Annotated in this window: 14 protein-coding genes; 4 read left to right on the top strand and 10 right to left on the bottom strand. The window is 60.5% G+C overall.

Features of this window, described 5'->3' with window-relative positions; all coding sequences use genetic code 11:
* Positions 1-31 precede the first annotated feature (31 nt).
* From ahcY to HJB83_RS12210, 6 genes are all read right to left on the bottom strand, one after another.
* Positions 32-1,432 (bottom strand): adenosylhomocysteinase, encoded by a 1,401-nt coding sequence (ahcY, locus tag HJB83_RS12235; protein ID WP_207582342.1) that lies wholly within the window; start codon positions 1,430-1,432, stop codon positions 32-34.
* 277 nt (positions 1,433-1,709) lie between these two features.
* Entirely contained in the window at positions 1,710-1,985 is a 276-nt protein-coding gene (locus HJB83_RS12230) for an HPr family phosphocarrier protein (protein WP_164015495.1), read from the bottom strand.
* Positions 1,986-1,994: 9 nt separating this feature from the next.
* A complete protein-coding gene (locus tag HJB83_RS12225) occupies positions 1,995-2,396 on the bottom strand; it encodes a PTS sugar transporter subunit IIA (RefSeq protein WP_003544139.1) in 402 nt (133 codons plus the stop codon).
* Between the two features lie 150 nt (positions 2,397-2,546).
* Positions 2,547-2,996 (bottom strand): HPr kinase/phosphorylase, encoded by a 450-nt coding sequence (locus HJB83_RS12220; RefSeq protein ID WP_207582343.1) that lies wholly within the window; start codon positions 2,994-2,996, stop codon positions 2,547-2,549.
* The gene (locus HJB83_RS12215; protein ID WP_207582344.1) at positions 2,993-4,783 is read right to left on the bottom strand and encodes a sensor histidine kinase; all 1,791 of its coding nucleotides are present in this window, start codon (positions 4,781-4,783) and stop codon (positions 2,993-2,995) included. The genes HJB83_RS12220 and HJB83_RS12215 overlap by 4 nt, the downstream gene beginning before the upstream one ends.
* Before the next feature lie 164 nt (positions 4,784-4,947).
* On the bottom strand, positions 4,948-5,682 hold the full coding sequence (locus HJB83_RS12210; protein WP_007632058.1) for a response regulator transcription factor: 735 nt from the start codon (positions 5,680-5,682) through the stop codon (positions 4,948-4,950).
* 76 nt (positions 5,683-5,758) lie between these two features.
* Between HJB83_RS12210 and HJB83_RS12205 the strand changes: the two genes are divergently transcribed.
* The 4 genes from HJB83_RS12205 to HJB83_RS12190 all read left to right on the top strand — a co-directional run bounded on the left by HJB83_RS12205 (position 5,759) and on the right by HJB83_RS12190 (position 8,802).
* Positions 5,759-5,914 (top strand): hypothetical protein, encoded by a 156-nt coding sequence (locus HJB83_RS12205; RefSeq protein WP_207582345.1) that lies wholly within the window; start codon positions 5,759-5,761, stop codon positions 5,912-5,914.
* Positions 5,915-6,017: 103 nt separating this feature from the next.
* Complete coding sequence (locus HJB83_RS12200) at positions 6,018-7,628, top strand: phosphoenolpyruvate carboxykinase (protein WP_221131578.1); 1,611 nt, start codon at positions 6,018-6,020, stop codon at positions 7,626-7,628.
* 111 nt (positions 7,629-7,739) lie between these two features.
* Entirely contained in the window at positions 7,740-8,183 is a 444-nt protein-coding gene (gene arfB, locus HJB83_RS12195) for an alternative ribosome rescue aminoacyl-tRNA hydrolase ArfB (RefSeq protein WP_207582347.1), read from the top strand.
* A gap of 1 nt (position 8,184) precedes the next feature.
* Positions 8,185-8,802 carry an alpha-ketoglutarate-dependent dioxygenase AlkB gene (locus tag HJB83_RS12190; RefSeq protein WP_221131577.1) on the top strand — a complete coding sequence of 206 codons (618 nt, stop codon included), beginning with the start codon at positions 8,185-8,187 and terminating at the stop codon, positions 8,800-8,802.
* Between the two features lie 21 nt (positions 8,803-8,823).
* On the opposite strand, the gene coaA is transcribed toward HJB83_RS12190, so the two are convergent.
* From coaA to hisA, 4 genes are read right to left on the bottom strand one after another with little or no spacing between them, the layout of a single operon-like run.
* The gene (gene coaA, locus HJB83_RS12185) at positions 8,824-9,819 is read right to left on the bottom strand and encodes a type I pantothenate kinase (protein ID WP_207582349.1); all 996 of its coding nucleotides are present in this window, start codon (positions 9,817-9,819) and stop codon (positions 8,824-8,826) included.
* Positions 9,816-10,139 (bottom strand): phosphoribosyl-ATP diphosphatase, encoded by a 324-nt coding sequence (locus HJB83_RS12180; protein WP_003571373.1) that lies wholly within the window; start codon positions 10,137-10,139, stop codon positions 9,816-9,818. Before HJB83_RS12180 ends, coaA begins: the two co-directional genes overlap by 4 nt.
* A 17-nt stretch (positions 10,140-10,156) precedes the next feature.
* A complete protein-coding gene (gene hisF / locus HJB83_RS12175; RefSeq protein ID WP_207582350.1) occupies positions 10,157-10,945 on the bottom strand; it encodes an imidazole glycerol phosphate synthase subunit HisF in 789 nt (262 codons plus the stop codon).
* Positions 10,946-11,692, bottom strand: a complete 747-nt coding sequence (gene hisA, locus HJB83_RS12170; RefSeq protein ID WP_221131576.1) for a 1-(5-phosphoribosyl)-5-[(5-phosphoribosylamino)methylideneamino]imidazole-4-carboxamide isomerase — start codon at positions 11,690-11,692, stop codon at positions 10,946-10,948. It lies immediately after the preceding gene.
* Positions 11,693-11,696 lie beyond the last annotated feature (4 nt).

Below are 11,696 nucleotides of genomic sequence, written 5' to 3'. Positions count from 1 at the left end.
CTTCTACATCTTGTGGATATTAACGATAAGATCAATATCTGTAGTGGTCGGCCTTGAACGGACCCTTGGGCGAGACGCCGATATAGGCAGCTTGCTCCTCGGAAAGCTCAGTCAGCTTCACGCCGAGCTTGTCGAGATGCAGGCGTGCGACCTTCTCATCGAGATGCTTCGGCAGGATATAGACCTGGTTGGAATACTGGTCGGGCTTGGTGAAGAGCTCGATCTGCGCCAGTGTCTGGTTGGTGAAGGAAGCCGACATCACGAAGGACGGGTGACCGGTGGCGTTGCCAAGGTTGAGCAGACGGCCTTCGGAAAGAAGGATGATGCGGTTGCCCTTGGGGAATTCGATCAGGTCGACCTGCGGCTTGACGTTGGTCCACTTGAGATTGCGCAGCGCGGCGACTTCGATTTCGTTGTCGAAGTGGCCGATATTGCCGACGATCGCCATGTCCTTCATCTGACGCATGTGGTCGATGCGGATGACGTCCTTGTTGCCCGTGGTGGTGATGAAGAGATCGGCAGAGGAAACGACGTCCTCGAGCAGCACGACTTCATAACCGTCCATCGCAGCCTGCAATGCGCAGATCGGATCGGCTTCGGTCACCTTGACGCGGGCGCCGGCGCCGGAAAGCGAAGCGGCAGAACCCTTGCCGACGTCGCCGTAGCCGCAGACGACGGCAACCTTGCCGGCCATCATCACGTCGGTGCCGCGGCGGATGCCGTCGACCAGCGATTCCTTGCAGCCGTACTTGTTGTCGAACTTCGACTTGGTGACCGAGTCGTTGACGTTGATCGCCGGGAAGGGCAGCAGGCCCTTCTGGCTGAGCTGATAGAGGCGGTTGACGCCTGTCGTCGTTTCCTCGGTGACGCCCTTGATCGCGTCGCGCTGCTTGGTGAACCAACCCGGAGAGGCGGCAAGGCGCTTCTTGATCTGTGCGAAGAGGATTTCCTCTTCCTCGGAATGCGGATGCGACAGCACATCTTCACCGGCTTCGGCGCGGGCGCCGAGCAGGATGTACATGGTTGCATCGCCGCCGTCATCGAGGATCATGTTGGAAAGGCCGCCATCGGCCCACTGGAAGATCTTGTCGGTATAGACCCAGTAATCCTCAAGTGACTCGCCCTTGATGGCGAAGACAGGCACGCCGGCGGCGGCGATCGCGGCAGCGGCATGATCCTGCGTCGAGAAGATGTTGCACGAGGCCCAGCGGACTTCGGCACCGAGCGCCACCAGCGTCTCGATGAGCACGGCCGTCTGGATGGTCATGTGCAGCGAGCCGGTGATGCGCGCGCCCTTCAGCGGCTTTGCCTGGCCGAATTCGGTGCGGCAGGACATCAGCCCCGGCATTTCGGTTTCGGCGATCGTAATTTCCTTGCGGCCGAAATCCGCAAGCCCGAGATCGGCGACGACATAATCTTTTTCAGTGCTCATAGGGGTCTCCAGGCTGAAAAACGTCTCAAAAATTGGCGCAGGCGCGAAGATGGCCGCGCGACGGATGGGCCGCGTGTTCATGTATATCGCCCGGACGTGTGCAGTGGCTCCGGGATAACGACATGCACAAGGACAGAGAGCTAAGCGCGTCCGCATGAAGCAAGTTCGATGCATCGCACTTTAGCGCACGGCATATCCGCCGTTTAGCAGGCTTCGAATGGGAAGGCAATAAGGATATAAAGAAGTCTTTATATGTTTATATGATCGCTGTTGGCGATCACATCTCTTCGCCGAACCGGTTCTGGATCAGCTGGTCCAGGGCCTCCAGCGCTTGCTCGGCCTGGCTGCCGCTTGCCGAGACGACGACGCTCGAGCCGGGGCTGGCCGCAAGCATCATCAGGCCCATGATAGAGGTGCCGCCGACCGTCATTCCGTCCTTGGAAACGGTGATGGCGGCATCGAAGGTCTCGACCATTTGCACGAATTTGGCCGAGGCGCGGGCGTGGAGACCGCGCTTGTTGATAATCAGGAGTTCTCGGGATAGCGATGTCATGGAGGGCCGTTATTTTCCGCTAAGCACGCGGCTCGCGACATTGATATATTTCCGCCCGGCTTCGGAAGCCTCCACCAGCGCCTTCTCCATGTTGTTCTCGCCACGCACGCCGGCGAGCTTTATCAGCATCGGCAGGTTGACGCCGGCAATGACCTCGGTATGGCCGCTGCTCATGACGGATATGGCAAGATTGGACGGCGTGCCGCCGAACATGTCGGTCAGAATGACGACGCCATGGCCATCATCGGCACCGGAAACAGCTTCGAGAATGTCCTGCCGTCTTTGATCCATGTCGTCTTCGGGGCCAATACAGACCGTCTCGATGAATTTCTGAGGACCGACGACGTGCTCGACAGCATGACGAAACTCTTCAGCCAGCTTGCCATGAGTGACAAGCACAAGTCCGATCATGATATTACTGCTCCCATATACGCCAACGGTGGCCCCAATATCGCAATGCAGCAATTACGTCCACCGGTGGGGGCACATCTTGGCCATGAAAAGCCGAAGTGCAAGATAAAAATGCGAATATATAAGGCAGATTGATCAATCCGGAAGGCTTCAATGCCCGATATCGGGTGCTTTCGCCATCAGGATTGCAAGGGGTGACGAAACGCCAGTGAGCAACCGCAATGCGGGAAGCGAAAGACCGGCTGCGAGGCTGACGATTTCGCCTTCGGGGGGCACGCGCTCCTCACCAGTGGCGCTGCCCGGAAGCACGGCGTAGTGCATCGGCGCCCGTGGAATATGATCTTGCCGGACGATGCCGGTGCCGCGAAGTTCGATCAGCCCGGCGATCGACGGCGGACATGCCGCGATCACCGTGCCGGCCTCTTCAGACAAAAGAACCTGGTCGTCGGCGACCAGCGCCGTGAACAGCCCGAGCCGGCGTGCCTCGGTCATGCAGGTGAAGGCCAGCATTGATTTTCCCCAGCCGGAAGGTCCGCTGAACAGCAGCCCCGTTCTGCCGACGATGATCGCCGTCGCATGGATGTTCGGAGCCGTCGTCATGCGGCGGCGCCGACAGGCAGAGCGAGGATAAAGCGGGCCCCGAGCACCTGTCCGCCTTCGGCATCGGTGATGTTCTCTGCTCTCAGCGAGCCGCCATGGGCTTCGGCGATCTGGCGGCTGATCGACAGGCCGAGCCCCGAATTCTGGCCGAAACCTTCCGATTCCGGTCGATCCGTATAGAAGCGCTCGAAGATGCGGTCGATATTTTCGGCCTGGATGCCGGGTCCGTTGTCTTCGATCGTGGTGACGCAGCGCGACCGTGTCCGCACCAGCCGCACGGTAATCTTTCCACCCTTTTCCGGTACGAAGGAGCGGGCGTTCTCGATCAGGTTGGCGATGATCTGGCCGATGCGCAGATCGTGGCCGTTGACGACGAAGCGCGTCTTGACGTTCGGCTTGCGTTCGATCGCATATTCGATCTCCACCTGCTTCTTGGTGCTCCTGACCTGGCGCGAAACCTCGATGAGGTCGCGCAACAGCATTTCCATGTCGACGGAACCGGCATCGACACGAGCGAGTTCGGCATCGAGGCGGGAGGCGTCGGAGATATCGCTGATCAGCCGGTCGAGGCGGCGGACATCGTGCTGGATGACGTCCATCAACCGCTTCTTGGAATCGTCGGATTTGGCAAGCGGCAGCGTTTCGACGGCGCTGCGTAGCGAAGTCAGCGGATTCTTGAGCTCGTGGCTGACATCGGCCGCGAAACTCTCGATCGCATCGATGCGGTCGTAGAGCGCTGTCGTCATCTGGCGCAATGCAATGGAAAGATTGCCGATTTCATCCTGACGGGCAGAAAAGTCAGGAATTTCCTCGCGCGCCTTGGCGCCGCGCCGCACCCGGATGGCGGCGGCCGAAAGGCGGCGCAGCGGATTGGCGATCGTCGACGAGAGCACCAGCGAAAGCAGAACGTTGACGAGCGTCGCGACACCGAAGACGCGCATGATGGCAAGCCGCTCGGCATGCACGATATTGTCGATATCGCCAGCCTGTGTCGACAGCAACAGCACCCCGAGCACGGCGCGGAAACGCTGGATCGGCACGGCGACGGAAACGATGAGCTCGCCTTTTTCGGTCGTGCGCACGACGGCGCCGCGCACGCCGGTGAGTGCATTCATCACCTCTGGATAGATCGAGCCGTCACCGCCCGGCGCTTCCTTGTAGAGCGGCAGGTTGCCGGGCTGCAGCGCCTTGTTGAACAGGGTCGCGAACCACTCGCTCCAGGTCTGCTTCTCCTCTTCGACCGGCGGCAGGTCAAAACGCAGCACCTGGCCGCGCGAATAAAGATGGCGCGAATCGAGCAGCAGATTGGCATCGGCATCGAAGATGCGGGCGCGTGTGCGCGTCGGAGAGATCAGCCGGCGCAGAACCGGCGCGACCTTCTCGGGATCGATCGGGAATTCGAGGTCCTCGTCGTTCGGCACCGGGGTGATGCTCTGTCCGGCCTGCAGCTCCAGCAGCTTTTGCGGATCGATGGTGATCGAGTTGGTATCGACCGATGCGGAAGCCGAAATAGCGCCGGCGATGATTTCGCCCTGCGTCAACAGGCTCTCGGCGCGGGCATCGATCAGTCCCTCGCGAAATTGGTTGAGGTAGAGGATACCGCAGACAAGCACTACCAGCGCGACGAGATTGAAGAACAGGATGCGCCGCGTCAGGCTCGAAAACACGGCATTGCCGAAGATACGGCGTATCAGCGTGAAGGGATGCGACCAACGGCGGCCCTTGACGCGAGGGGCGCTCACGCCCTCCGCATCGTCGAGATCCCTTTCCTGCACCAACTGTGCCAACGACAGGCCCTTTCGAAGGGCGGGGCCGGATAAATCGGCCCGCAGCCCTCAACAATTCCGACAGCGCCGCGCGTCTTTTCAGACGCGCAAAGGAGGCTGTAACACTTTGAACTGCTGCATAACTCTGTCTAGGGAATTATGCAGTCGCCCTGCGCCGCGTGGGCTCAGGCCGCTTCGCGGAAGCGGTATCCCACTCCGTAGAGCGTTTCAATCATATCAAAGTCGTTGTCGACCATCTTGAATTTCTTGCGCAGCCGCTTGATGTGGCTGTCGATGGTCCGGTCGTCGACATAGACCTGTTCGTCATAGGCGGCGTCCATCAGCGCGTCGCGGCTTTTGACGACGCCGGGGCGCTGCGCCAGCGAATGCAGGATCAGAAATTCGGTCACCGTCAGGGTCACGGCCTCACCCTTCCAGGTGCAGGTATGGCGTTCCTGGTCCATGACCAGTTGCCCGCGCTCCAGCGATCGGGCCTGCTGCACAGCGCCGTTCTTCGGCGCGCCGGCGGGGCTGGTGCCGGCGGCTGCGGCTTCACGGCTTGAGGCGCGGCGCAACACGGCGCGGACGCGCTCGACCAGCAGGCGCTGCGAAAAAGGCTTGGTGATGAAATCGTCGGCGCCCATCTTCAGGCCGAAGAGTTCATCGATCTCCTCATCCTTGGAGGTGAGGAAGATGACGGGAATATCCGACTTCTGCCGCAGACGGCGCAGCAATTCCATGCCGTCCATGCGCGGCATCTTGATGTCGAAGATCGCCAGCTGCGGTGGCCGCGCCAGAAGGCCGTCGAGCGCCGAAGCTCCATCCGTATAAGTCTCGACCTTGTATCCTTCGGCCTCCAGCGCGATCGACACCGAGGTGAGGATGTTGCGGTCGTCATCAACGAGCGCGATTGTCGGCATGGTGTTGGTCTCCGTCATCAGTGCGCAATCTCCCGGATTTGCTCTCCCCAGGCGGTCTCAGTGACCGGATGCGCTTATGGAGGATAAAGGTGGAACAAATTGTGGCAAAGATAAAGGGAAAGATTGTCGTGAAATTCTCCAGCAATCTGGAGTAGTGCGGCAAAATGTTTCAACGCGGTCTTTAAAACGATTTAAAATAGAAGCAATAAATTTAAATCGATTAAATATCTGATATTACTACATTTTATCAAATTTAGCGTCTTGTGTTTTAAAAATCCTGCCCGTATTTTCGCGCTTAGTTAAACGGCACCGAGCCTGAGCGAAGGGAATTAGCCATGGAAATGTTCGGAGTTCATAACCCGGCAACAGAGCTGGCAACGGTTGGATTGGGCGGCGCAGCCAGCGTTCGCTACAACTTTTCTGCCGCCGCGCTCTATGAAGAAGCGATCCGCCGGGGCGAAGCCGAACTGACTGCTCAGGGTGCGCTGCGGGCTATCACCGGCCAGCACACCGGCCGTTCGCCGCGCGACAAGTTCGTCGTTCGCGACAGCAATACCGACAGCGAAATCTGGTGGGACAACAATAAGCCGATCTCGCCGGAACATTTCGCCCTGCTGCGCGAGGATATGCTGGCGCACGCCGCGGGTAGGGACCTGTTCGTCCAGGATCTCGTCGGCGGCGCCGAGGAAGGCCATGCTCTGCCGACAAGGGTCGTCACCGAGTTTGCCTGGCATTCGCTGTTCATCCGCAATCTGCTGATCCGCCCCGATGCCGCAGCGCTGCCCAGCTTCGCGCCGAAACTGACGATCATCGATCTGCCGAGCTTCAAGGCCGATCCGGCCCGCCACGGCTGCCGTTCGGAAACGGTGATTGCCTGCGACCTGACCAACGGTCTCGTTCTGATCGGCGGTACCTCCTATGCCGGCGAAATGAAGAAATCGGTCTTCACCGTGCTCAACTACCTGCTGCCGGCCAAGGGCGTGATGCCGATGCACTGCTCGGCCAATGTCGGTCCGAACGGTGACGCCGCGGTGTTCTTCGGCCTTTCCGGCACTGGCAAGACGACGCTTTCGGCCGATCCGGCCCGCACATTGATCGGCGATGACGAACACGGCTGGAGTGAAAACGGCATCTTCAACTTCGAAGGCGGCTGCTACGCCAAAACCATCCGTCTGTCGGCCGAGGCCGAGCCGGAAATCTATGCGACGACGCAGCGCTTCGGCACCGTGCTCGAAAACGTCGTTCTGAACGAAGGCCGCGAGCCGGATTTCAATGACGGCTCGCTGACCGAGAACACCCGTTGCGCCTATCCGATGGATTTCATCCCGAACGCTTCGGAAACCGGCCGGGCCGGGCATCCGAAGACGATCATCATGCTGACCGCCGATGCCTTCGGCGTCATGCCGCCGATCGCTCGCTTGACGCCTGATCAGGCGATGTATCACTTCCTCTCCGGCTATACCGCCAAGGTGGCTGGCACCGAAAAGGGTGTGGTTGAGCCGGAAGCGACCTTCTCCACCTGCTTTGGCGCCCCGTTCATGCCGCGGCATCCGGCCGAATATGGCAATCTGCTCAAGGAGCTGATCGGCCGCCATGGCGTCCAGTGCTGGCTGGTCAATACCGGCTGGACCGGCGGCGCTTACGGCACTGGCAAGCGCATGCCGATCAAGGCGACGCGTGCCCTTCTCGCTGCGGCTCTCACCGGCGAACTCGGCCGGGTGGAGTTCCGTGCGGATACCAACTTCGGCTTCGCTGTGCCGGTCTCCGTCAACGGCGTCGACGGCAGCATTCTCGATCCGCGCTCGACCTGGACCGACAAATCGGCCTATGACGTGCAGGCCGAAAAGCTGGTCTCGATGTTCATCGCCAACTTCGCCAAGTTCGAGGGTCACGTCGACGGCGGCGTCCGCGATGCGGCCCCCGGCGTAAAGGTCGCCGCCGAATAAGAACAACAAAATTCTCTGACTCACGTGAAACCCGGTATCGCAGGATCGCCGGGTTTTCTTTGATTGCAGCCGATATTTTCAATTCGCCGCCGATGTGAGATAGAACGCCGCATGGCCAGCGACGCACTTTATATCGACGACAGAATCACCATCGCCGGATGGGAGCTGACGGAACAGTTCGTTCTGGCGGGCGGTCCCGGCGGGCAAAATGTCAACAAGGTCTCGACCGCGGTCCAGCTGTTTTTCAATATCCCGAATTCGCCGTCCCTCAATGATCGTGTCAAAACCAATGCGGTCAAGCTTGCCGGCCGCCGCCTTTCGAAGGAAGGCGTGCTGATGATCGAGGCGAGCCGGTTTCGCAGCCAGGACCGCAACCGCGAGGATGCGCGCGACCGGCTGAAGGAATTGTTACTGGAGGCCGCCAAGCCGCCGCCGCCACCACGCAAGAAGACCAGGCCGACCAAGGGTTCGGTCGAGCGCCGCCTGAAGGAAAAATCCGGCCGTTCTGAAGTCAAGAAAATGCGTGGCCGCCCTGGCGGCAGCGGAGGCGAATGACATGCCGGAGCTCTTGAGCGGCATTCGCCATCTCCCCGGCTACCTCAACCGGGCGCGTCAGGAGGCATTGGTCGAGGTAATCCGCACTATTGTCACTGAGGCGCCGCTTTATGTGCCCGTCATGCCCGGCACCGGCAAGCCGATGTCGGTGCGCATGACCAATTGCGGGCCGCTCGGCTGGGTGACCGACAAGGAGCGCGGCTATCGCTATCAGCCGACGCATTCGGCAACCGGCAGGCGCTGGCCTGACATGCCGCGGGAATTGCTTGATATCTGGAATGATGTTGCCGGCTACGACAAACCGCCCGAAGCCTGTCTGGTGAATTTTTACGCCGACGACGCGCGCATGGGCCTGCATCAGGATAAGGACGAGAGGGATCTGCAGGCGCCGGTTGTCTCGATCTCGCTCGGCAACAGCTGCCTCTTCCGCGTCGGCGGCCTCAACCGCAATGATCCTACGCTATCCTTCAAACTTTCGAGCGGCGATCTGGTCGTTCTGGGCGGCGAGGGGAGACTTTGTTTCCACGGCGTCGACCGCATTCATCCGGCGACCTCGACGCTCTTGAAGAATGGCGGGCGCATCAATCTGACGTTACGCCGCGTCAATCCCCCGAACTGACAATCAGCATAGGATCGCCTGCTATAGTTTCCGCAGCGCGACCTGCTCGATCAGATGATCCTTGCCCTTTTTCAGGATGAGATCGGCACGCGGCCGCGTCGGCAGGATGTTCTGCCGCAGGTTTTTCAGGTTGATATTCGCCCACAGATCCCCGGCGATTTCGAGCGCTTCCGCGTCGCTGATCGAGGCGTAGCGATGGAAATAGGAGTTCGGATCGCGGAAGGCGGTCTCGCGCAGCCGCATGAAACGTGCGACGTACCAGTTGTGGATCTGGTCTTCCGCGGCATCGATATAGATCGAGAAGTCGAAGAAGTCGGAGACCATCGGCACGATCTTGCCACCGGCCGGCAGGTCGCGCGATTGCAACACGTTGATGCCCTCGAAGATCAGGATGTCGGGCCGGTCGACAATTTTGTATTCGTCCGGCAGCACGTCGTAGACAAGGTGCGAATAGCTAGGCGCCTTCACATCCGGCTGTCCGGCCTTGATCGCCGAGAGAAAGCGCAGGATCGCCGCCGTGTCGTAACTCTCCGGAAAACCCTTGCGCTGCATCAGCTTTTTCCGCTGCAGCACGGCGTTCGGATGGAGGAAGCCGTCGGTAGTAACGAGATCGACTTTGGGGCTGGAAGGCCAGCGCCCCAGGAGCTCCTTGAGGATACGGGCCGTGGTCGATTTTCCCACGGCGACCGAGCCGGCGATGCCGATGACAAAGGGCGTCTTTGTCACATCGGACAGGCTGAGGAAGCGGTTGCGCTGTTCGAACAGCATCTGCGAAGATTCGACATGCGCCGACAGCAGCCGCGACAGCGACAGATAGATCCGCCGGACCTCGTCGAGATCGATCGGATCGCCCATCGAACGCAGCCGTTTGACCTCGTCGCTGGTCAGCGTCAGCGGCGTATCGGCGCGGAATTTCGCCCATTGTTCGGAAGAGAAGAAGTGGTAGGGCGAATAGGAGTCCGACTGGAAATGATCCAACGTTTCCGGCACCCCGATGATCTCAGTCGCGATACTCATGAACTCTGCCGGCCGGCCTTTTCCTTGAGGCCGGACTGCGCGGTTCGGCGCTCGAGTTCGGCCATGACATTCTCTAACGGTATTTCAGCAATCTTCAATACGACCAATAGGTGATAGAGCACATCGGCGGCTTCATAGGTCAGATTATCGCGGTCGCCGGTCACCGCCGCCATCACGGCTTCGATCGCCTCCTCGCCGAGCTTCTTTGCCGCTTTCGGCTGACCGGCGGCCACGAGCTTCGCTGTCCAGGATTGCTCTGGCGAGGCTTTCGACCGTTCTGCGACGATGCTTTCGAGATCGGAAAGAGAAAATCCGCTCATAGGTCCGCTTTCAAGGTTCAGTCCAGACGCATGTCGATGCCGCACTTCGACATATAGTGTTTCGCCTCGCCGACGGTATAGGTACCGAAGTGGAAGATCGAGGCGGCGAGCACCGCGTTGGCATGGCCTTCCTTCACCCCGGCGACGAGATCGTCGAGGTCGCCGACGCCGCCCGACGCGATGACCGGCACACGCACCGCATCGGCGATCGCCCGCGTCAGTTCCAGATCGTAGCCGACCTTGGTGCCGTCGCGGTCCATCGAGGTGACCAGCAGCTCGCCGGCGCCGCGCTCTACCATCTTCTGGGCGAATTCGACGGCGTCGAGGCCCGTCGCGTTGCGGCCGCCATGCGTATAGATTTCCCAGGCGCTGAGATTGTCGCCGCCGACCGCCCGTGTGCGCCTGCGCTTGGCGTCGATCGAAACGACGATGCATTGGTCGCCGAACTTGTCGGCCGCTTCAGCGACGAAGTCGGGATTGCTGACCGCCGCCGAATTGATCGAGACCTTGTCGGCGCCGCACAGCAAGAGCTTGCGGATATCAGCGATGGTGCGCACCCCGCCGCCGACTGTCAGCGGCATGAAGCATTGGTCGGCTGTGCGCGACACGACATCGAAGATCGTCTCGCGATTGTCCGAGGACGCAGTGATGTCGAGAAAGCAAAGTTCATCGGCGCCGGCCGCATCATAGGCCTTCGCCGCTTCGACCGGATCGCCGGCATCAACGAGATTGAGAAAGTTGACGCCCTTGACGACGCGGCCGTCCTTGACGTCGAGGCAGGGAATGACACGGGCTTTAAGGGTCATTTACGCGGTCTCCTTTGCCCTGTTCACCCGGATCAGCGCCAGGGCTTCCTTGGGATCGATGCGGCCGTCATAAAGCGCCCGGCCGGAAATCGCCCCCTCGAGCTTGTGCGCATCGGGCTGCAACATACGTCTGACATCATCGAGAGAGGCAAGGCCGCCGGAGGCGATGACGGGAATGGAGACGGCGTCGGCAAGTTTCAGCGTCGAGGTCCAGTTGATGCCGGCAAGGATGCCGTCTCGGTCGATATCGGTGTAGATGATCGCGGCGACGCCGGCGCCCTCGAATTTCCTGGCGAGCTCGATGATCCCGAGTTCGGAAGCCTCCGCCCAGCCCTCGACGGCGACCTTGCCGCCCTTGGCATCGATGCCGACGGCGACATGGCCCGGGAATTTCCGGCAGGCCTCGATGACCAGATCAGGATTTCTGACCGCGACGGTGCCGAGAATGACGCGCCGCAGCCCGCGCGACAGCCACGCTTCGATATGATCGAGGGTGCGGATGCCGCCGCCGAGCTGCACCGGATTTTTCGTCGCCTTCAGGATCGCCTCGACGGCGTCGCCATTGGCCGAATGCCCCGCAAAGGCGCCGTCGAGATCGACCACGTGCAACCATTCGAACCCCTGGTCTTCGAAGGATCTCGCCTGGGCGGCCGGATCGGTGTTGTAGACCGTCGCCTGCTGCATGTCGCCGAGCTTCAGGCGGACGCATTGGCCGCCCTTCAGGTCGATCGCGGGAAAAAGGATCATGTCG

This window comes from Rhizobium sp. NZLR11 (assembly GCF_019685115.1).
Taxonomy (GTDB): domain Bacteria; phylum Pseudomonadota; class Alphaproteobacteria; order Rhizobiales; family Rhizobiaceae; genus Rhizobium.
The sequence above is the reverse complement of the archived record's forward strand: the minus strand, read 5'-3'. Positions and strand labels throughout refer to the sequence as shown.